The organism is Saccharopolyspora hattusasensis, from assembly GCF_050972075.1.
Taxonomy (GTDB): Bacteria; Actinomycetota; Actinomycetes; order Mycobacteriales; family Pseudonocardiaceae; genus Saccharopolyspora; species Saccharopolyspora hattusasensis.
The window spans coordinates 1,915,867-1,935,401 of the sequence record NZ_JBPCDC010000001.1 but is presented as its reverse complement, the minus strand read 5'-3'; the positions used below and the strand labels follow the sequence as shown (position 1 = coordinate 1,935,401).

Here is a 19,535-nt window from a genome sequence, read left to right as displayed (position 1 = left end):
CGCATGTCCAAGACCACGAGAGCTGTCACCGAGCTCACCCGGGCGCTGATCGAGCTCGCTCACCAGCAGAACCGGATGAGCACGGCGATCTTCGACGTCGCGCGCGAGCAGCGGATCACCAACCTCATCGTCCGCTCACAGATCTCCGCCGATCCGCAGGAAAAGGCACGGCTCACCACCGAGGCGTCCAGGCTCATGGAATCCCAGCGCCGACGCTCCCCGCGCAACCGCGTGTAGGGCCGTCATGACCACACAGCGCGTGCCCGTGACCGCCGAGAATGCGCTCTTCACCTTCTACGACATCGAGTCGCTGTCGAACGTCTTCACCCTCTGCGCCTACACGCCCTACTCGGACGGGTCCGGCACGGTCGAGGTGTTCTACCTCGTCGACGACGCCCCGAGTGGCGCGAACATCGCTGATGGTATCGACCACCAGCTAATGGGCCACACCATCTTCGCCAGCAACCCGGGCCTGCCCGCTTTCCCGTGGACCCAGGTGCGGTTCCTCGACCTGCGGCGCGAGGACAGCAACCGCCATCTCGCCGAGATCGTCGGGCTCTCCAATGCCGACCAGGTCAACGACCTCAGCGAGGTTTCGGGCTACCCGCCCGAGCTGCGCCCGGTCTGCGACACGGACCCTGGTTACGACCCGATGCGCCACCCGTTCCTCGCCGGCTACAACTCGATGAACTACGACACGACAGTGATGGGGTTGTACCTCAATGAGGTTTTCCCGAACCCGGGCCGTGGTCGGCTGTTCCAGCCGACCACGGCCCGCACGCTGCGCGATCACAACGACCGGCTGTTCAACGAGCACATCGAGTACATGCCCGGCTATCTCGGCTGGGACGGCCCGGCCGCGAAAATCCGGCGTGCCATGATGCACTCGGGTCGCCACCTCGACGTTGCCAGGCTCAACGAGCTGCAGTTCAAGGTCAGCCTCAAGCGCTTGCTTGGGATGCTCGGCCGCCAGATCAAGGAGTCCGAGAAGCTCAGCCACAACACCTCGATCTCCGCGGTCGAGGAGCTTTACGAGCTGCTGGCCTACAACGTCTCCGACTGCCTGGGCCTGGCCCAGTTGTTCCGGCACCCGACCTACGCCAGCAACTTCGACCTCAAGGCCGGCCTGCTCGCGCAGTACTCCGAAACCGTCTTCACCCGGAACGGCACCGTGCGCCGGGACCGCCTGACCATCGACTCGTCTTCGGCGAAGTTCGTAGGTCGCATCCTCGCGCCGTACACCGCCCTGGATGACATCGAAGCGGTCTCATTCGTGTACCCGGACCCCGAGGTCGCGCGCGAGCGCGGCGTCCAGTCGGTCAACGTGCTTGACGAGTGTGTGCGCTTCTTCGAGGAGAGCGTCGCGCCCGACCCCGCGAAGGACCCGACGGCGACCCCGGCCCAGGTCGAGGCACACCGGCAGTTCATGCAGGTCGTCGACTACTACCGCTCAATCGAAGGGCAGAACTTCAACGACTCCGAGGAGTACCGCGACAAGTTCGAACGTCCCGCGAAGTCCCTGCGCGACGTCCCCAAGGCACCGAACAACGTGCCTTACTTCCGCCCCGACGCCACGCCGTCCTCGTGCTTCGTGACCTTCTCCACCGGAGGGATCCACGGGGCTGAGGCCGACATGTCGGTCTTTACCGCCGAGCGGATCGAGCACGTTGAGCAAGACATGATGCTCCACAGAGCTCGGCTGCTCTATCCCGACGCCAAGGACTTCGTGGCCGAGGCCAAGCGTCAGCATGCGCTGCTGACGCTGCCCGACGGCACGACCGTCGACAAGCGGCTCGTCTTGCTGGGCTCCGACCCCGAGAAGGTCAAGTACCGCAAGCCGAAGAAAGACGACCCGGACCAGACCGCGCAGCTCGCCCGCGCCCAGGCTCAGGCGCCCGATCCGGCCGAGCTGCTGGCGACCCAGCGGCCCGACACCGAGGCGCTGAACGTGTGCCTGCCTGACGGCTCCACCCTTGAGGGCAAGATCGTCCTGGCCAACACCACCGCGACCAAGGCGGCCTACCGCGACGAGCCGGCCAAGAAAGCACCGACCCTGTTCCCCCGGAAGGAGGACGACTCCACCAAACTGCACCCGAAGTTCGCCCACACTTCGGCGGACCTCGTCATCCACGAAGACTTCACCAGCTATTACCCGAACCTGCTGCGCAACATGCGGGCGTTCTACAACCCCGAGCTGGGTGAGGACCGCTACGCGAAGATCTTCTTCGACAAGGAGCGCTACGGCCGCGAGTTGAAGCGGCCGGGGATCTCCGCGGAGGAGAGGGCGCGGCTGGATACGTTGAGGAACGGCACCAAGTTGATCCTCAACTCGGCTTCGGGCGCGGGCGACGCCGGGCATAAGACCCCGATCCGGATGAACAACCGCATCATCTCGATGCGCATCCTCGGCCAGCTCTTCAGCTGGCGGATCGGGCAGGCTCAGACGCTGGCCGGCGCGCGGATCATCTCGACGAACACTGACGGCTTGTACTCAGCCGTCGGGGGCGAAAACGGCTTCGACGAGGCGACCAACAACCGCGTGCTCGCCGAGCAGCAGGCCGCGATCGGCGTCGACATCGAGCCTGAACTGATGTTCCTCATCAGCAAGGACTCGAACAACCGGCTCGAGCTGGCCGCACCTGACGAGGGCCGGACGGTTGCTGACAGCGCCATCATCACCGCTTCCGGTGGGACACTGGCCTGCCACGCCGGTCCCATGCCGACGAAGTCTCTCGCCCACCCGGCCGTGATCGATTTTGCTCTGGCCCGCTACCTGCAGATGGTGGCAAGCAGGGGAGAGGCGGCTCTGGCCGAGCCGTTCGACCTCACCCTGGGCCGGAAGATGATCGAAGAGGCGATCCGGCCGGATGACCCAGTCAGAACGCTCCTGCTATTCCAGAACGTCATCGCGGCGTCCCGGGGCTCGATCACCTACCCGTTTGCCGCCGAGCCAGTGGTGGCTGGGATCGACGACGACACTGAGACCGATGCCGCGCTCACGAATCCGCGGGCGCTGCAGATGGTCAACCGGGTCTTCATTGTTCGCGACGGCACCTCCGACGCAGTGAGCCTGCACAACGCGGGCGCGTGGAAGGTGACCGCCGTCAGCCAGGCCAAGCGCCGCGCGAGCGGAGCCGCCGGCGTGCGACGCGACCCAATCGCCCTGGAGATCCTGCGTCACCACGGCTGGGCCAAGTCCCGCGCCGAAGCCAGTTCCGCCGACGGGCTCACGGTGCTGCCGGACGACCAGGACGTCGTGATCCGCCGGATCAACGGTATCGATCCGACCTGGTCGATGGTCGTCATCAACGACGACTTGTACGCGCTGGCGACCCACCGGGTCGAGCAGCTGATCTCGGCACTCAACCTCGACGTCTACCTCCAGATGCTCGAGGAGACGTTCACCAAGAACTGGATGAACGCCGCCACCTAAGAGGAGATCTGCCGCCCCGCCGCAGGGTGCCGTGTGTCACACCGACACAGCCGGCACCCTGCGGCTTTTCCAACCCATGTCGGATAGTCGCTGATAGGCCATCTTTTTGAGTCATAATTGAACAGAAAGACGAGTAATGCTCATCTCAACAAGGCAATCGAAAGGTCGTCATGTCCCAGACAAAACTTGGCGTCCACTACGACGACCCCAACACCTCCTACGCCGCCGTCGTGAAGGTGCCCCTGGGCGCGGACTGATTGCCAGGTCCACTCCCGTCGATCCGAAGAGCCTTTCGCAGGCCGAGCTGAACGAGCTAGACAAGCTGCTCGACGAGCTCATCCGCCTAGAGCTCGACGACTCTCTGGAGTTCCACACCGCCCACGCCGAGTGAGAGCAAAAGGAGAAACCGTGAGCCTCTATGCGCCTGAACGCGAGAACCCGGTCGAGTGCTACCTGCTGACGCAGTGCCGCAGTAACGGTCTGCTCTGCATGAAGTTCACCTCGCCGGCGCGCGGCGGAGTGCCCGATCGAATCGTCGTCTCGCACGCCGGGACCGTCTTCGTCGAAGTCAAGCGCCCTGGTGGGGACCTCGAGCCCCGGCAGCGTGCGGTGCACGCCAAGCTTCGCCGCTTTGGAGCCGAGGTTCACGTCGTCCATAACGAGACGAGCGTCGACACCCTCATCAACCACTTGCTTGGCCGCGACCAGAACCAGCAGAAAGCAACTTCATGACCCCCGCAGCCCCCGAGAAAACCCAATACGAAACCAAGGACTCAGGCGAGCGGGCCGAGTACGCCTCCGGGATGCAGCCCGAGCCCGACGAGGACCACGCGGCTGCGGTTGTCTTCAATCTCCTGGCCGCTGAGACCACCGCATACCGGATCGCACTGAAGACCAAGAGCACCGAGCAGGTGTCCTGATGAAGAACCGCAGCACGAAGACCAACAGATTCAGATCCCCGTCGTTCCGCCGGCTCACCGGAACCGACCTCATCACCTTCGACCGCGAAGCCAAGGACCTCATCCGCGAAGCGATGGAGATCGGCTGCCTCGGTCGGATCTCCGCTAAGGGTCACTGCATCCTGCGCAACAACGCCGGGGGCACAGCGTCGGTGCCGCCCAACCTGACCTCGGCGAACCGGACCGCGCAGAACGTCCGAGCCGACATGCGCCGGCTCCTGGCCGGGCACCGGCATGATATGGAGCCCTCAGCGTCCAGACGGACGCCGCGCCAGGCGCAGCGGATGACAGTGTCCCAGGCCTTCGTCGAGTACAGCGCTGCGTTCTCCCGGTGGTTCGACGGACTCCCTGGAGGCCTACCCGCGGACCAACTGCTCAACGTCACCTTCGACAAAGCAGGCCAGCCAGTGTTCGAAACCGTTCAGACCTCTGCGGACGCGCAGGTCGAAGCGGTCCTGGAGCCGGAGACCACGATCCGAGAAAAAATGGCCGGAACGCCCGATTCGCACCAGTGGGTCCACCACCTGACCATCGCGCCCGAGCAAGAAACGAATGCCGACATATCAGCAGCCGCCCAACCCATCAATGCATCGGCAGTCGCGACCGATGATCCGGAGAAGGTTCTGCAGCGCGTGCGCACCGCCCTCGGCGAAGACCCCCGAATCGCTCGACTCGAAAACAGAATCACCGAGCTCGAGGCGGCACTGGCGCGGGAGAAACAGCGCGCCGACGAGGCACAGGTTCGGCTCAGTCTCATCCAGGAGGCCTTTCATGCCTGACCGCTCACCAGACGGCCGACGACCCGAGAGAGGGGGACGCGCACCATGACTACGACCATCACACCCCAGCCGCCGTCACTAGCCCCTGTCGTGCTGGAGCCCCACCAGCAGCAGATACACGACTTCGTCGTCGACCGCCCCTTCGCCGGGGCCTGGGTCAACGTCGGCGGGGGCAAGACGCTGTCAACCCTCAGTGTCCTGCAGACGGTGCGGCCGATGGGTCACATCCTCGCCATCGCGCCCATTGCGATCGCGAGGTCCACCTGGATCGACGAGATCGAGAAGTGGGGTTTCCCCATTCGCACGAAGTCACTCATCGTCAACGAGAACGACCGGAAACTGTCAAAGAAAAAGCGCCTGGAACGCTTCCAGGAAGTGTTCAGCGACCCGCCGACGATGTACTTCATCAACCAGGAGCTGCTCACCCGCCCCGCGCTGAAGAGCTGCAAAGCTTGCGGCGGCCAGGGCGGCAGCGGCGGGCCCTGCCATGAATGCCAGACCGGTCTGGTTGACCAGATGCCCATCCAGTCGATTGTTGGCCCAGATGGCAAAAGCCGGGACACCATCATCTGGCCCTTCCAGACGGTCATCATCGACGAATCACAGGGATTCAGGTCGCACACCAGTAGCCGGTTCAAGGCCCTCAAGCAGGTGCGGCCCGCCATCACACGGCTCATCGAGCTCACCGGCACACCGAGCCCGAACGGTCTGCACGACCTGTGGAGTCAGATCTATCTACTCGACCAGGGCCAGGCGCTGGGCAAGAACATCACCGAGTTCCGCAACCGCTGGTTCATCCCGAAGATGGTGCCAGGCACGACGACCCCGGCTAAGTGGATCCCCACGGCGAATGCCGAGGCGGAGATCCATGAAGCGATCTCGCACCTGGTGATGAGCGCGAAGAATACCTCGCTGGTTCTGCCATCGCTGAGCATCCAGGACGTCAACGTCACGCTCCCTCCGGACCTGATCCAGACCTACAAGGAGTTCAAGCGCGACCTGGTCCTGGACGTCGTGCGAACCTACACCAACGAAGACGGAAAGCTGACACAAAGCGTCGAGTCGATCATCGCCGACAACCAGGCGGTGCTCACGAGCAAGCTCATGCAGTTCGCCTCAGGCACGCTCTACACGGCCGACCCGGACGACCCGTCAACCAAGGGCCAATACGAGGTCATTCATGACAAGAAGATCGAGATGGCCGAATACCTCGTGCGGAACAACGGCAGCGAGCCCGTCCTCATCGCCTATCACTTCCGCTCGGACCTGGAGCAGCTGCTCGCACGCTTCAAGAAGGCGGGCATCGACGCGCAAGCCTTCGACGGCTCGCGCGACATGATCCACCGGTGGAACGCGAGGCAGATCCCCGTGATGCTGCTGCACCCGGCCAGTGCCGGCCACGGTCTGAACCTGCAGCACGGCGGCTCGACGATGATCTGGTACACCCTGCCGTTCTCTCTTGAGCACTACCTGCAGACCAACGGCCGCCTCCACCGCCCCGGCCAGCAGCGGCCGGTGATCATCCACCGCCTCATTGCCAAAAGCACCCAAGATGAGCGCATGCCCGGCGTTCTCGCCGACAAGCAGCTGACCCAGGACAACCTCTTGGAGGCCGTGTCCAGTGAGGACATGCTGCTCGCCGCTCTGGAGGAGGAGATCCAGGACGACCTCAATGATCTTTGGCTCTCCGATCGTGTCTGAGCCTTCCGCCTCCAACCAGGATGACGGCCCGATCCCGCCCCCGGCGGCCGGGCCGTTGCCGACGTGCTCCGCGACGAGGAGCTGCGCGTCGAGTGCGAGGGCGGGTCGACAACAGCGGTCGTCGAGCACCTGCTCACCGCGGTGTCGACCACCGGCACCCCGGTCCGCGCCACGCTCGACGAGCTGCGCCGCGGACCGCACCAACTGCACGAGGTCGACATCGACGGCCGCGTCCACTGGCTGCAGATCAACCACCACCAGTGCCTCTGCGCGCTCTGGGCCTGAAGGAGCATCACCGTGCCCGCACTCACCGCCACCAACGCCAACTGCCTCGAAGGCCTGGCCTGCCCGAGCTGCAGGGCCGAGGACGCCTTCGACATCACCGTCGAAACCATCGCTGGCCTCACCGACCTCGGAGTCGACCACACCCGCGACATCGAGTGGACCGAGACCTCCCTGATCACCCCCTGCTCGTGCCAGCGCAAGGGGACCGTCGAGCAGTTCACCGTCGAGGTCGAAGATGTGCTCATCACCGACGAGGAGATCGAGAACCTCATCGAGCAGGCCGGCTTCGGCAGCATTCACTGGGCCGAATCAGCGATCGTCGACTTCGACGACCACACCTACCGCGTCGTCCAGCAGGCGATGTTCGGCGAGCACAAATACAGCTGAGAGGAGCCGCCCGTGACGAAGCGAAGAACGACACCGGCCGACATCACCGCCGTGCTGGACGGCCTCCAGGAGATCGTCGAGCTCGTCCGCCGTGTGCTCGTGAAGTACCCCTACGAGACGCTCCCGCCACAGCTGCGGCCATTCGTCGGTTGGCAGCGGATCGGCTCTCTGACCGTGCACGGAGATGACCTGTTCCTCACCTTCGCGCATCCCTTCAACGACAAGAAGATCTGCGTCCCGATCGCCTGGCTGACCATGTAGCAGTCCCAGATCACTGCTGAGGTTAGGCGCATCTACTGGCGTGAGAAGTAACGCCGTCAGCTGAGCGAGCTCGCCCGCCTGGGCAGGTCCATCGAGGACCACCGTCGCCAGGCGGCTGATCACGCAGCCAAAGAGGTATCCAAGCGAGCCGAGTACGAACGACTCGCCGTCAGGATCAGCGTGAACTCTGCTCGCACGAAGGTTTGACGCACCCGAAAAGAGCACGCCGTGCCGAACCTCATCGACTCCGTCCATGACGTCGTCGTCATCACCGGTGCGGGGTTCTCCGCCCCCTCGGGCCTAACCGTCACGTTCCGCGTCGCTCTCGAAGACTGAACCGAAGGCGCGAAGCCCATCTTGAACATCGTCGTCGACGAACCCGTAGGCGTGGACGCCGACGATCTGCGCAAAAGCGCCGACTGACGGCGCTGCTGGCCCGCCTCACGGCGGGCACGGGTCAGATGCGGTGGTCGGAACGCCCCGCGCCTCGATCTCTTCAGCCCCTGTCCCGACGCATCCCCACGAGAAGCCCACATCCGATCCGGTTGCGGGCTTCGTCGTTCTCGCGCCGGTTCTACGCGGTCGATCGCGACCCGAATCCAAGGAGAGATCCATGCCCCAGCACGCCATCATCCTCAGCGACTACTTCAACAGCCTGTACACCGACGGCGTCCTCGCCGAGTCCGGCAAGGCCAAGAACTTCGATGGGGAGACCCTGATCCGATGCCACCCGGACGCCGAGGTCTACCAGATGGGCGACGACGTCTACAACGAGCTGCTCAACGGTGATGACTACCCGCCTCGGATTGAGGACGTCCCGCTCGGACGCCTCGAACGCATCCGCTGAGCCTTTCACCGCGAACTGCCAGTTTTCGATCAGCCAGTTTCTGACCCGGCTGTGATCCGAAAATCCAAGGGGGACTTGATCATGATTGCCGAACACATACGAGTCGCGCGCTGCACCAACGTCATTGAGCACAACGACCTCACCGCGGCCCCCTGCACCGGCCTTCTGAGGTTCACACCCGACGACGTGCAGGCCAAGTGCGACACCTGCGGGGCATGGTGCGGATCCCTCGTCGCCGACTACATCAGCGACCTTCATGCCCGGCTGCTCGCCGTCATCGGCGACAAAGCTCACCAGACCATTACCTTCCGCGACCTCGACGAGGTGCCCGTCGGCTCCATCGGCTACCTCTCGCCGGGTGGCCGCCAGGTCCATCGCGACGAGAAGGGCTGGTTCCATGACGGCCGGCGCGTCGAGCCCGAGCCGGGGAAGTACACCTTCACCTCGCACTCCGGCCCCGCGAACGACGAGAGGCTCGCAGAACTGCTTGAGGCCACCCTCGTGCCCGAGCACCACGTCCTCGTCGACTTCGAGGCAGTCACCGACTCCGAGTCCGATTGGGAACTCGGCTACACCGCCGAATACACCGACCTGGTCCATCCCGAAATCCTCGGCCATCGCCTGAGCGAGACCGACCTCGCCCACCTGTACTTCCAGATCGAGGCCGTCGGCGGCCTGGGGGAATCCGGCGCCTACCGCGACCTTGACAAACAGATCGAGGAGCTCGGCGAGGGGCCGGCCGAAGCACTGCGCACTCGCGCCCGCACCCAACGATCCGGGTTCCTAGAACTCGATCACATCGAGACCAACACCGACAAAGAGGGCTCCTGACCATGTACGACATCATGCTCGGACGCGACATCGGCGACCAGATCAAGTTCCTGTCCATCGACACCCATCAGGCCCGACATCCCTGGCCGCCCGAGACCATCGTCAGCGCCGGCAAGGGCGTCGTCGTCCAACGCCACCCGAAACCCGGCGAGCCCCGCACACACACCACGTTCTTCATGGAAATCTACCCGCCCGGCGCTGCGTTCATCCGCAGCGAGGGCCAGACGCCCGCCGAGTGCGAGGACAGCGCCTGGGCGCAGTACCAGCACGCGCTCGACTGCACCGACGGCACAGGTCGCCACGACTGGGAATCCCGCGGCTATCGAAATGGCGCAGGGTTCTGCTCGCGGTGCAACACCTTCGACCCTCAGGTCTTCACCGGCGAGCAGCTCGGCCAGCACTGCCGGGTCTGCCAGACCGGGACCACCTGCCACTGGGAGACCGACGAGGCCACCGGCCAGGTCTCCTTCCTCTGCGCGGATCATTGCCCGCCGCTGGAAGGCCTGGCGTCGAATCCGATGACGGCAAGAAGTCCTGACCCATGACCACCACCACTGACCAGGAGAACCCCTCATGACCCGCGCCAAGGCTCTCTCCCTTGTGGCCGCCGTCCTCGGCGCGCTGCTTGTCCTCTCCGGCTGCGCGTCGTTATCGATGACAGCTGAGGAGCTCGATCGCGCTTTAGAGGGCGCGGAGGCCACTTTCCGTACCTACGACAAGACCGGCAACGTGATGGACGACGTCAGCGACACCTCCATCAGAGTCACCCGTGACGAAACCTTCGATGACTTCAATGGCGAGAGCACCGACAAGGGCTCCGTCGTCCTCGTCCAGGTCGGCAAGCAGGAGATCCGGCACGTCGGCTCCACCGCGACCCTCATCGAGGACGGGATCGAAGTGATCATCCCTGCCCAGCAGGGCCAGGCGTTCGAGTCGACCGAGGACGCCGTGCCCTTCATCCAGAAGATCATCGCGGGCCACGAGAACGCTTGGAGAGGTTCGGCCAAGACGGTGCTCGTCCGAACCCAAGATGACGTCCCCGCGGCGGTGTTCTCGGGCGACGCAGTCGAACTGTTCAAGCCCGACATCCCCAACACCACGGCCATCCGAGTCGTGGGCACCGACGGCAAGACACTCTACGCGCTGGTCTACCGCGCCAACCTCACCATCTACGACACGGCGCTCATCACGCCGCCGCGGGCTGACCGACCTTCTCGCGCCTCAGCAGGAGCGCCCCGCACGCATGCGGGGGCGCTCTACCGTTCTCTCATAGATCTAAGGAATCGTTATGACCCTCATACACACGCCCGTCCACACGACAGAGCACCCCGACCTCTGCGTTGGCGAAAAGACTGGCCGCGATACCGCTGCGGCTACCGAAGGCGGTAGTCCCGAGCCCGATCCACTGGTCACCAGTGAAGGTTCACATCTCGTCACCTGGATGATCGACAGCGATGAAGGAATCTCGCCAGCTCAAGCTGCTCTCAACGCTTGGCAGCAGAACTTCCGTCGTGGGCTCGAACGACCTAGCAACGAGGAGTGCTGCGTCTTCACCGTTACTGATGCCAACACCGGCCACGACGTCAAGATCGACCTTAGTGCCCAGGAGTACGCCCACTTCTTCGACGCTGGCTGAAAGAAGGCTGATCATGGCCCGCTACATCGTCGAGTCCACCCGGTTCGCCGGGACGAGATCGGCACCCCGCCCGGTCAGCACCTGCAGATCGGGCCCACTGGGATCTCCGTAACCCCGCCGCACAGCTCCCGGTGTTTCGTCGCGGACTGGACCACGCCCCGGGACACTGAAGACGATCTGCAGCGGGCGCTGCGCGACATCCATCACGCGATGGTGATCTCCGCGCTCGACGTCGTCACCGGCAACCTCCGGATCGCTGGAACACCCCTCCGCACGTTCGGCGACAGTGCCGCCGGTACTGCACATCTGACCTACGACGGATGACACAGAGGACGGCGCCTTGCCCTTCGGAACGCATGGGCGAAAGGCGGCCAGGCACTGAGATCCACGGCTTCCGGGCGCAGGATCTTGTTGCGGATCGCTCCGATGCGAACCCAGGCGTTGAACCGTTGTGTCTACTAAGAGGACACGGTTTTGTCCGAAATGGACACGGTGAAACTCTTTCTGGGGCACCGCTGGCCCTGGATAGTGAGGTCAGGAAGGGCGTGATCGAGCACGCCGATGAATTCCGCTGACCACTAGGGGAGTGAAAAGGTTTGGCTGTCCCGAAACAGGCTCGACTTACTGCATTGATTGGGCACCGACCGACCTTCAATTCGCCGGTTTCTCGGGATTTTTCTGCATCAGCATCCACACCCCCTGCGACGGCCCGTCACCCGTCACAGACTCGAGAGCGTCTCCGGGAGTTCGCACCTCTCCCGGACGCTTGCCCCATTTCGGCGGCCACCGAAGTCGATGCGGGCATGCTCGTCGCGGGCCGCGAAGGTAACGAACAAACCGCCGAGCCAGTGGCGACCGCGACAGCGCGTGCAGCCGCCCGGATCCAGTACCCAGCACCCCCTGCTTGCCTCCGATGCCCCAGTACACAACCGTGGAAGGAGCGCAACGATGCCCCACTCTCGCCCCGAGGACTCTGACTCGGCGAACGAGTTCCGCGGGTTCGACGAAGCCCGGACGATCATGTGGTGCCACGAGGCCCGGGCCCGCGTACAGGAGCGACTCGGCCACACATCCTTCCTTGCCGACGAGGCCGTCGTAGCCGTCCACGTGGAGAACACCTCACGGGCCGACAGGATCTTCCTCACGGCCTTCGACCGGGACGGTCGGCTGGTCAGCGCCGACACCCTTTACATCGACGAGCCGAACCAGCGCCTCGACATCACACCCGAGTTCGACCACGACTTCACCAGGATGCGGGTCCCCGGGGAGTCCGAGCTTGAACAAGCCATCGCCCGCGAGGACGGCTGGGTCATCAACATGGAAGTCCTCCGGGACCACGACCTTCTCGCCGATCGCCGGGCCACTCAGCGCGCAGTGCTTCTGGCCCACCTGGGCGACATGATGGTCAGCGGTCAGGCCCGGGGCTTCCTGCTCGGACAAGCCGCCGACTCCGACGAGCCCCCGGCGTCAGGAGCGACCTGAAAGACACGTTGCTTCACCCGGCTGAAGACCCCGCCCGGCGCGCACCGGGCGGGGTCTTCTACTTGTCACCCGTCGTCCGTAGCGATCGCATCCGCACGGGGCTGCGTCTGACGACGCAGCGGTGGAGGCGACAGCCGTGGACCGTCTCACGCCGGTCCCGGGTTCACTGTCGAGACCCTCACACAGCTCGGCGAGACCGCATTCATTGCGCTCAAACGCGATGAGGCAACGACACCTGTCGAAGCCCCGCAGATCTGGCTCGACATCCAGACGCCGATCCCGAAGACCAAGACCGACGACGACAACGAGAAAACAGAGGTGCAACCCATGGCTGAGCCGAACGCCTCCGTCGTCGGCGTCGCCGAGGATGCCGCCAGGAGCGTCCTTGAAGCTCACGGTTTCACGCCGGAAGCGGGCGAGTCGCCCGTGACGGCCCTCGGCTGGGCGCTCGGGGAGGGCACCGCTCGCGAAGCCACCCTGCGCAAGTTCGCTCAAGCCTTGATCGACACCGTAAACGTGCGCGACCTCGTCGAAGCGCAGATCGAGCTGTTCGTGGAGTACAAACTTGATTCCCCGCAGGACTGCCCGAATGAGGACCGAGATCGCTCGCCTGGAGTCACTGTGCGAGGAGTTCGTCGAGCGGAAGGGCTGAGTGCCTCGGCAGGACACAGCAAGGCCCCAATGACGCTGCGCCATCAGCGTCATCGGGGCCTCGCCCACCATCCCCGCGACAGCAGGCTCATGGGTCACCCCACCGGTGGGATCAGCAGCGACGCACCGGCGTAGATGAGATTCGGATTCTGGATCTTGTTCGCCTCGACGAGGATATCAAGCGGGACGCCCGTCTCACCCGAGATCTCGACGAGGGTGTCGCCCGGCTGAATGACGTAAGCCCGGGTGTCGGGCTTTTTCGCCGGCTCCTCCGTACGGTCCTGCTCACCCCGGGCATCGGACCCGCTCGGCTCGTTCTCGTCGCCGCGGCCCGTGATCGGGTCCTTGCCATCGTCGCCGGGAGCCTTGTCCTTGCCCTCGAAGGCGTCGGGAATGCCGTTGCGGTCACTGTCCGGCAGCGTCACCGTCACGGTGCCGTCCTCGGGCCCCTTGTCCGGTTCAGCAGGTGCCGAGATCATCGTGCCGACATCCTTGTGCGCGGCGGCGTCGTCCGCCGTCACGATCTGCGTCAGCCCCCAGCCGGCGAAGAGCACCGCTCCGCCGGCCATCACCCCCGCCGCGATCACCGGTCCATTGCCGAAGCCCATGGGCCCGCCCCGGCTCTTCTCGGCTGCGCTCGCCTGTGTCGGGGACTCCGGCTCCGTCCCCGTGGGCTTCTGAATCGTATCTGTCATCCCTGTCGCTTCTCCTTCGCAAATGGTATGCGCGATCATCCATGTCCGGCATGTGCATCCTACTCATAGCCCAGTAAATCTTGATAGAATAAGAGAAGTGATGCCTAGTTGTTTACCAGTCTGATAGATCACGGCCAAGCTATTGAAAGGCTGTTGACAAACCACTGTCATCCATTGAATCACTCTCGGCAAAAGGAACAGCACCACCATGGCCATCTACTCCATCTCCGCTAGCCAGCTCACCGAGGGCACCAGCGTCTTCATCCGCGGCAAGCTCGCCTACGCGCGGCTCACCCGGCCGATCGAGGGTGCTGAGCTCGCCGCCAGCGACCAGCGCAAGGTTCAGAACGGGATGAGCCCGGTCGGCAAGCCGCACACCACGGCGACCATCACCGAGGCCGAGGTTCAGTTCGCCGACCCGGTGAACCCCACCATCGAGGAACAGTTTGTCTCCGAGCGCTGCTACGCCTCGAAGAAGAACCCCGGTACCGGCGCGAACTACTCGATCGACGCCAAGGGCTCGAACCTGCCGATCATCGCGATCCCGTCCGAGGCTGGCGACGGCACCTTCGACCAGGACACCTCGTGTCAGGAGCTCGCCCAGGGCCTCGACGTCACGCTCGTGCTGAGGGTGTATAAGCCGAAGAACTTCAACAACCGCGGCCTGGCGCTCGACCAGGTGATCGTCCACGAGGCTCCGCGCTACTACAACGCCGGCGGCGTCGCCACCGGCGAGCTCGCCGCGCGCGGCATCGTGTTCAACACGCCACCCCGTGCGGTCCAGGCCCCGACCGGCGGCTCCGCCGTCGGTGCTGCCGAGGACGTAGTCGGCACTGATGTCGAGGACAGCCTGTCCTTCCCGGCCCCGCAGCCAGCCGCTCCTGCACAGGCTCAGGCCGCTCAGGCTCCGGTCGTCCAGCCGACTGCGGTGGCTCCGGTTGTTCCCGCTCCCGCGGCTGCGACCCAGGCTGCTCAGCCGCAGATCCAGGGCGAGACCCCTGAGCAGAAGCTCGCTCGCCTCGAGGCCGAGAATGTGGCGTTGAAGAACGCCGGCTCGGCAGTGGGCGCTCCCGTCGGCGCTGCCCCCGAGAACCCCTGGAACGGCCAGGGCGGCGCGGGTGGCCAGCAGGCCGGAATCACCTATCAGGGCTGATCCGTGCCGACCATCGACGAGACCCCCGTGCTGACCTCTGCGCAGTACGGAGGTCTCGTCTTTCTTTGCCCTGCATCCCTCCGTCCCCGCCGAACGAAAGCGTGCACCCCACAATGACCCCAGCCGACCCCCGAGCATGGTTCCCTGCCTTCTACGACAATCCCGCGATCCGCGCTTTGGCGACCGCTTGCCGTTGGACCATCTCCGGGCGGCTCGGTGAGCTCGACCCCGACGACGAGGACTCCGGTCGCAAGGCCCCGATCGACGTGCGCCACCTGATCAACGGGTGCAACCCCGGCTGCCGCCACATCGGCCCGCTGCGCGGGGCTTTCGCGCTGGACGACACCTGCCTGCTGACCCTGGATGAGCTCACGGCTGCGCTACCGAACGCGGCCAATGCCGCCTATTACCTGCAGTCACAGATAGATGGTCTGGTCGTCATCGACATCGAGTCCGACTGCCCGCCGTGGATCGCCACGGACCTACTCCGGCTACCGGGCATCCTCTACTCGGAGCTGTCGATGTCGGGGCGCGGCTTTCACCTCGTCCTGCTCATACCTCAGAACTTCCACGACTTCCCTGTGGCCGCCGGCAAGCGTGTCCTCCAAGAGGAACACGGGTGGTATGAGATCCTCCTCGACCACTGGTGCACGTTCACTCGTACGCCGGTACCGGACCGCATCGTCGACCGCGTCGCCGCCGTCTCCGGACCGGCTCAGTTCGCCTCCATCGAGGAGCTATACGCGGAGCTCGCCGCGAAAGTGCGTCCCAGCGCCAATATCTCAGCCACCGCCGTCGGGACAGGCGGTGAGATGCCCGACATCGCGCACGCCGATCGGATCGTTGAACAGACCCTCGCAGCCAGCCGCGACCGAATGCGCAGCCCGGAGCATTTCGGCCACGACCTCTCCCGCTGGGAGTTCTCCATCCTCGGCACGCTCTACCACGGCATGCAGACCTCTCTGCGCACATACCGGACCCTCGGCATGGAGTACTCCGCGGGGGACCAGGCCTGGCTGCTCTACCGGGCGGCGCTCGACGTGATCCCTTCGCGACAGAAGCACGGTCAGCTGCGCAACAGCCGGCCGTTCCTGCTGGACCGGGCTGCGGCGCTCGTCGCGGAGCGGGAGGCCGCCGAGGCCCGCGCGTAGCGCGGCCTGCGGCAGAAGAGAAAAAACACTGGATCGCGCGGAGCGCGATCGGGTGGCGGTGTGCAGCGGGGCTCCACCGCCACCGAGGCCGGTGTTCACGGGGTGTGGCACGGCGCGTTCAGCCAATGCCTCCGGACTTCCACGGCTCGGTCTGCCTCCTCTTCTGTCCTTTCGACTCTCTCCTCTCTTCTCACCCAGCTCTCCACGATCAGGAAGATCACCATGAAGTTCAACGACACTTTGACCACGCTCGTCAAGCAGTCCATCGAGGTCGGCGCAACCCCTGCTCTCATGGGTGAGCCCGGCATCGGCAAGTCCTCCTTCGTCGAGGCCCTGGCTTACTCGATGGGAACCAAGGCCTTCGTGCTGCCCTGTAACCAGCTCGCCGACAAGGCCGACCTCACCGGCGCGCGGCTGGTGCCGACGGCGAACGGGAAGTCTTTCCACCAGGTCTTCTACCCCCACCACGTGATCCAGGAGGCCATCGACTACGCGAAGGCCAACCCCCGCGAGTGGCCGATCCTGTTCCTGGACGAGATCAACCGCACGACCTCCGACGTGACTTCCGGCGCGCTCACTCTGGTGACCCTGCGCAAGATGGGCGACGTCGAGCTGCCGGACAACGTCCGCATTGTCGTCGCGGGCAACGACAAGGGCAACGTCACCACCTTGGACGAGGCTTCGCTGTCGCGGTTCGCGATCTTCCACGTCGAGCCCGACGCCGCGACCCTCGTGTCCGTCCTTGGTAACGACATGAACCCGTGGGTGAAGAAGGTGCTCACGCAATACCCCGCGCTCGTGTTCCAGAAGTCGACGCCCAACGCGATCGTGAGCGACGGCCAAGACGACGATGACGACGGCAACGTCACCATGGCTGAGCTGTTCGACGGTGGCGAGGAGATGAATCAGCTCACCACGCCGCGCACCATCCACAACCTGTCCAAGTGGTTGAACAAGGCTGACCGCCAGGAGCTGGCTCAGTACCTCGCGACCCCGATCCAGATCGCCGGACGTGATACCTCGCTGCTCAACGAGGCCATCGAGGCCTTCGCCGGCGACACCATGTTCACCACGCAGCTGGTGGCGACCATCGCCGAGGACCTCGCATCGAACTCCGGCGGCCAGCAGCAGAGCCGGGTGAACGTCCCGAAGCCGAACTGCTACACGACGCTGAAGGCCGCGTCCACGGTCACCGACCTCGCGTCGCAGATCTCGCTGCTGACGGAGCACGAGGTGTCCGGCTCACTGCTGTACGCGCTCAAGGAGAACGACGACAACTCGCGCCTCATCGAGCAGCTGGCCCAGGCCGCCAAGCAGATCGAGCCGGAGCACACCCGCACGCTCATCGAGATGGTGACCACGCAGCAGGTCGACCGCCAGAACCTGGAGGCCTTCCTGGACATCAACGCGCCGGTCGTCAACGCGGCCAAGCCCGTCCTGTCCGCCTTCCTCTGATCGACCGGGCACCGGCGGCGGGGGCTGTCCCTGCCGTTCCACCGAGGAGCGGCCCCCGTCATCACCGGTGACTGAACCCAGTCGTCTCAGACCGAAGAAGGAGACCCCGACATGACGATCATCGTCACGAACCAGAAGCCGGCCGTGCTCGATGCGGTGCACACCATCTCGTGCACCGGCGACTACGACCCCATGCCGGCGATTCAGCAGACTCTCGTGGACCCTCTGCTGCAGCCGCTCAGCCCGAATGCGCCGGCGACCATCACCGACGCCTCGGGCACTGACCTGACCGGCGACGTCTCAGACCTGATCATGAGCTGCCTTGGTGGCACGATGAACACCAGCGCCGAGCAGATCACCAAGGAGCTGCTCGGGCAGACCATGGTCAACTACGACCAGGCGACGCCGCTGCCGGTAGGCGAGCTCTTCGCCACCCAGGCCGGGCAGCAGAACAAGCTGCCCGCGCCCTCGGCACGAGTGCTCTACACGGCACAGAACGATGTCATCCCCGCGGCCAAGGGTCTGCTCGCCGGCTCCGCAGATGAAAGCTCGTTCTTTGCCTCGATCGCCTACGCCTACCACCCCAACACCCTCGGGTTCTGGTTCCAGTCGTCCGCCGCCTTCGACGGCTTCAAGATCTGGCTGAACCAGCAGACCCAGACCATGGCCAGCGCCAACGTCATGCCACCGGGCACCCTCCGCCTGCTGACCGACTTCACGAAGCTTTCCCTCAAGGGACTCACGGAGTCGCTGCTGCTGCGCAAGGATGACGCCGACGGTAACGACGAGTTCTCGTTCGCTCGCCTGCTCATCCACATGCTCATGACCTACGTCGAGCAACAACGCAACCAGGCCGCCGCGAGCAGCACCACCCTCGACGTCGGCATCCTGCCGTTCACCGTCGGGGAGCTGTTCTGCCCTCGATCTATGGTCTTGGTCAACGTCGAGGCCCACGCCCGGGCCACCGCACCGAAGGTGATGGGGGAGTGGAACCTCATCAACCAGTCGCTGGCTTCGCCGGTGAAGGTGGTCTCCAACGCCGCGCTGTCCAAGCTCACCTCGCTCCCGCGGGCCGCCACCAAGGCCGCGGCCATGGGTGCGAAACAGCAGCCCGGCCAGCCCGGCTCGCGCTCAGCTCAGGTGAAATTCCGCAAGCAGCCGCCGAGCAAGCTCGACTTGTTCAAGGACATCACCCGGGTGCTGCGCCGCATGGGCAAGGTCAACAAGTCGCAGAACGTGTTCCGCATGACGAAAACGACCTTCCTGAAGGCCAACCGCCGTGATCCGGACGACTACAACAAGCCCGGCCGGATTACCTCGGTGCAGTACATGCCGGACCTGCACGTCTACATCGACACCTCTGGCTCGATCTCCGAGGAGAACTACCAGGAGGCCGTCCTGATGCTCATCAGGATCGCCAAGAAGCTCAACGTCAACCTGTACTTCAACTCGTTCAGCCACATCCTCTCGCAAGAGACACTGCTCAAGGTGGAGAACAAGGCGATGCGGCAGATCTGGAAGGAGTTCCGCAAGGTCCCGAAGGTCACCGGCGGCACCGAGTTCAAACAGGTCTGGGACTACATCAACGCCTCGCCGAAGCGTAAGCGCCGGCTGTCACTGATGATCACTGACTTCGAATGGACTCCGCCCGCGATGCGGGAGGACCACCCGCCAAACCTGTACTACGCGCCCTGCTCGGCGATGGCCTGGTCGTTCATGATCAGCTTGGCCAAGTGCTACGCCGATGCGATGCAGCACATCGACCCGAGCATCCGGCAGAAGCTGCTGGGCATGGTCGTCTGATCCTGCCTGCTCGCTCCCTGGGAGAC

Annotated in this window: 22 protein-coding genes; 19 read left to right on the top strand and 3 right to left on the bottom strand. The window is 64.6% G+C overall.

Annotated elements, in window-relative coordinates; translation table 11 throughout:
• Positions 1-3 precede the first annotated feature (3 nt).
• The 13 genes from ACRXBZ_RS08170 to ACRXBZ_RS08110 all read left to right on the top strand — a co-directional run bounded on the left by ACRXBZ_RS08170 (position 4) and on the right by ACRXBZ_RS08110 (position 10,872).
• Positions 4-237: a hypothetical protein gene (locus ACRXBZ_RS08170; RefSeq protein WP_433878542.1), complete on the top strand. Its 234-nt coding sequence runs from the start codon at positions 4-6 to the stop codon at positions 235-237.
• A gap of 7 nt (positions 238-244) precedes the next feature.
• Complete coding sequence (locus tag ACRXBZ_RS08165) at positions 245-3,433, top strand: hypothetical protein (RefSeq protein WP_433878541.1); 3,189 nt, start codon at positions 245-247, stop codon at positions 3,431-3,433.
• Between the two features lie 408 nt (positions 3,434-3,841).
• A complete protein-coding gene (locus tag ACRXBZ_RS08160; RefSeq protein ID WP_433878540.1) occupies positions 3,842-4,165 on the top strand; it encodes a VRR-NUC domain-containing protein in 324 nt (107 codons plus the stop codon).
• Positions 4,162-4,353 carry a hypothetical protein gene (locus tag ACRXBZ_RS08155; protein WP_433878539.1) on the top strand — a complete coding sequence of 64 codons (192 nt, stop codon included), beginning with the start codon at positions 4,162-4,164 and terminating at the stop codon, positions 4,351-4,353. Before ACRXBZ_RS08160 ends, ACRXBZ_RS08155 begins: the two co-directional genes overlap by 4 nt.
• Positions 4,353-5,171 (top strand): hypothetical protein, encoded by an 819-nt coding sequence (locus ACRXBZ_RS08150; protein ID WP_433878538.1) that lies wholly within the window; start codon positions 4,353-4,355, stop codon positions 5,169-5,171. The genes ACRXBZ_RS08155 and ACRXBZ_RS08150 overlap by 1 nt, the downstream gene beginning before the upstream one ends.
• 45 nt (positions 5,172-5,216) lie before the next feature.
• Positions 5,217-6,872, top strand: coding sequence for a DEAD/DEAH box helicase (locus ACRXBZ_RS08145; RefSeq protein ID WP_433878537.1), 1,656 nt, complete (start codon positions 5,217-5,219; stop codon positions 6,870-6,872).
• A 63-nt stretch (positions 6,873-6,935) separates the two neighbouring features.
• Positions 6,936-7,157 carry a hypothetical protein gene (locus ACRXBZ_RS08140; RefSeq protein ID WP_433878536.1) on the top strand — a complete coding sequence of 74 codons (222 nt, stop codon included), beginning with the start codon at positions 6,936-6,938 and terminating at the stop codon, positions 7,155-7,157.
• 12 nt (positions 7,158-7,169) lie between these two features.
• Positions 7,170-7,544 (top strand): hypothetical protein, encoded by a 375-nt coding sequence (locus ACRXBZ_RS08135; protein WP_433878535.1) that lies wholly within the window; start codon positions 7,170-7,172, stop codon positions 7,542-7,544.
• Positions 7,545-7,556: 12 nt separating this feature from the next.
• The gene (locus ACRXBZ_RS08130) at positions 7,557-7,805 is read left to right on the top strand and encodes a hypothetical protein (RefSeq protein ID WP_433878534.1); all 249 of its coding nucleotides are present in this window, start codon (positions 7,557-7,559) and stop codon (positions 7,803-7,805) included.
• A 613-nt stretch (positions 7,806-8,418) separates the two neighbouring features.
• Complete coding sequence (locus ACRXBZ_RS08125; RefSeq protein ID WP_433878533.1) at positions 8,419-8,652, top strand: hypothetical protein; 234 nt, start codon at positions 8,419-8,421, stop codon at positions 8,650-8,652.
• Positions 8,653-8,733: 81 nt separating this feature from the next.
• Positions 8,734-9,483 (top strand): hypothetical protein, encoded by a 750-nt coding sequence (locus tag ACRXBZ_RS08120; RefSeq protein WP_433878532.1) that lies wholly within the window; start codon positions 8,734-8,736, stop codon positions 9,481-9,483.
• 2 nt (positions 9,484-9,485) lie between these two features.
• Positions 9,486-10,028 carry a hypothetical protein gene (locus tag ACRXBZ_RS08115; protein ID WP_433878531.1) on the top strand — a complete coding sequence of 181 codons (543 nt, stop codon included), beginning with the start codon at positions 9,486-9,488 and terminating at the stop codon, positions 10,026-10,028.
• A gap of 28 nt (positions 10,029-10,056) precedes the next feature.
• Positions 10,057-10,872, top strand: a complete 816-nt coding sequence (locus tag ACRXBZ_RS08110; RefSeq protein WP_433878530.1) for a DUF5052 family protein — start codon at positions 10,057-10,059, stop codon at positions 10,870-10,872.
• A gap of 34 nt (positions 10,873-10,906) precedes the next feature.
• On the opposite strand, the gene ACRXBZ_RS08105 is transcribed toward ACRXBZ_RS08110, so the two are convergent.
• Entirely contained in the window at positions 10,907-11,134 is a 228-nt protein-coding gene (locus tag ACRXBZ_RS08105; RefSeq protein ID WP_433878529.1) for a hypothetical protein, read from the bottom strand.
• Between the two features lie 6 nt (positions 11,135-11,140).
• Positions 11,141-11,446 carry a hypothetical protein gene (locus ACRXBZ_RS08100; RefSeq protein WP_433878528.1) on the bottom strand — a complete coding sequence of 102 codons (306 nt, stop codon included), beginning with the start codon at positions 11,444-11,446 and terminating at the stop codon, positions 11,141-11,143.
• A 621-nt stretch (positions 11,447-12,067) separates the two neighbouring features.
• On the opposite strand from ACRXBZ_RS08100, the gene ACRXBZ_RS08095 reads away from it, so the two are divergent.
• Together ACRXBZ_RS08095 and ACRXBZ_RS08090 are read left to right on the top strand one after the other, a co-directional pair.
• Positions 12,068-12,601, top strand: a complete 534-nt coding sequence (locus tag ACRXBZ_RS08095; RefSeq protein WP_433878527.1) for a hypothetical protein — start codon at positions 12,068-12,070, stop codon at positions 12,599-12,601.
• Between the two features lie 327 nt (positions 12,602-12,928).
• On the top strand, positions 12,929-13,387 hold the full coding sequence (locus tag ACRXBZ_RS08090; protein WP_433878526.1) for a hypothetical protein: 459 nt from the start codon (positions 12,929-12,931) through the stop codon (positions 13,385-13,387).
• On the opposite strand, the gene ACRXBZ_RS08085 is transcribed toward ACRXBZ_RS08090, so the two are convergent.
• Positions 13,348-13,947: a LysM peptidoglycan-binding domain-containing protein gene (locus ACRXBZ_RS08085; RefSeq protein ID WP_433878525.1), complete on the bottom strand. Its 600-nt coding sequence runs from the start codon at positions 13,945-13,947 to the stop codon at positions 13,348-13,350. The genes ACRXBZ_RS08090 and ACRXBZ_RS08085 overlap by 40 nt on opposite strands.
• 208 nt (positions 13,948-14,155) lie before the next feature.
• On the opposite strand from ACRXBZ_RS08085, the gene ACRXBZ_RS08080 reads away from it, so the two are divergent.
• The 4 genes from ACRXBZ_RS08080 (at position 14,156) to ACRXBZ_RS08065 (ending at position 19,509) form a co-directional block, all read left to right on the top strand.
• Positions 14,156-15,100, top strand: a complete 945-nt coding sequence (locus ACRXBZ_RS08080; protein WP_433878524.1) for a hypothetical protein — start codon at positions 14,156-14,158, stop codon at positions 15,098-15,100.
• Positions 15,101-15,213: 113 nt separating this feature from the next.
• Complete coding sequence (locus ACRXBZ_RS08075; protein WP_433878523.1) at positions 15,214-16,251, top strand: hypothetical protein; 1,038 nt, start codon at positions 15,214-15,216, stop codon at positions 16,249-16,251.
• Positions 16,252-16,473: 222 nt separating this feature from the next.
• A complete protein-coding gene (locus tag ACRXBZ_RS08070; RefSeq protein ID WP_433878522.1) occupies positions 16,474-17,706 on the top strand; it encodes an AAA family ATPase in 1,233 nt (410 codons plus the stop codon).
• Between the two features lie 111 nt (positions 17,707-17,817).
• Positions 17,818-19,509, top strand: coding sequence for a hypothetical protein (locus tag ACRXBZ_RS08065; RefSeq protein ID WP_433878521.1), 1,692 nt, complete (start codon positions 17,818-17,820; stop codon positions 19,507-19,509).
• Positions 19,510-19,535 lie beyond the last annotated feature (26 nt).

Bases quoted from the DNA above. Each gene is read 5' to 3' on its own strand.
- ACRXBZ_RS08125 (WP_433878533.1), top strand. From the start codon at position 8,419: ATGCCCCAGCACGCCATCATCCTCAGCGACTACTTCAACAGCCTGTAC.
- ACRXBZ_RS08170 (WP_433878542.1), top strand. From the start codon at position 4: ATGTCCAAGACCACGAGAGCTGTCACCGAGCTCACCCGGGCGCTGATC.
- ACRXBZ_RS08065 (WP_433878521.1), top strand. From the start codon at position 17,818: ATGACGATCATCGTCACGAACCAGAAGCCGGCCGTGCTCGATGCGGTG.
- ACRXBZ_RS08145 (WP_433878537.1), top strand. From the start codon at position 5,217: ATGACTACGACCATCACACCCCAGCCGCCGTCACTAGCCCCTGTCGTG.
- ACRXBZ_RS08150 (WP_433878538.1), top strand. From the start codon at position 4,353: ATGAAGAACCGCAGCACGAAGACCAACAGATTCAGATCCCCGTCGTTC.
- ACRXBZ_RS08075 (WP_433878523.1), top strand. From the start codon at position 15,214: ATGACCCCAGCCGACCCCCGAGCATGGTTCCCTGCCTTCTACGACAAT.
- ACRXBZ_RS08085 (WP_433878525.1), bottom strand. From the start codon at position 13,947: ATGACAGATACGATTCAGAAGCCCACGGGGACGGAGCCGGAGTCCCCG.
- ACRXBZ_RS08120 (WP_433878532.1), top strand. From the start codon at position 8,734: ATGATTGCCGAACACATACGAGTCGCGCGCTGCACCAACGTCATTGAG.
- ACRXBZ_RS08115 (WP_433878531.1), top strand. From the start codon at position 9,486: ATGTACGACATCATGCTCGGACGCGACATCGGCGACCAGATCAAGTTC.
- ACRXBZ_RS08095 (WP_433878527.1), top strand. From the start codon at position 12,068: ATGCCCCACTCTCGCCCCGAGGACTCTGACTCGGCGAACGAGTTCCGC.
- ACRXBZ_RS08155 (WP_433878539.1), top strand. From the start codon at position 4,162: ATGACCCCCGCAGCCCCCGAGAAAACCCAATACGAAACCAAGGACTCA.
- ACRXBZ_RS08110 (WP_433878530.1), top strand. From the start codon at position 10,057: ATGACCCGCGCCAAGGCTCTCTCCCTTGTGGCCGCCGTCCTCGGCGCG.
- ACRXBZ_RS08090 (WP_433878526.1), top strand. From the start codon at position 12,929: ATGGCTGAGCCGAACGCCTCCGTCGTCGGCGTCGCCGAGGATGCCGCC.
- ACRXBZ_RS08165 (WP_433878541.1), top strand. From the start codon at position 245: ATGACCACACAGCGCGTGCCCGTGACCGCCGAGAATGCGCTCTTCACC.
- ACRXBZ_RS08105 (WP_433878529.1), bottom strand. From the start codon at position 11,134: ATGATCAGCCTTCTTTCAGCCAGCGTCGAAGAAGTGGGCGTACTCCTG.
- ACRXBZ_RS08080 (WP_433878524.1), top strand. From the start codon at position 14,156: ATGGCCATCTACTCCATCTCCGCTAGCCAGCTCACCGAGGGCACCAGC.
- ACRXBZ_RS08070 (WP_433878522.1), top strand. From the start codon at position 16,474: ATGAAGTTCAACGACACTTTGACCACGCTCGTCAAGCAGTCCATCGAG.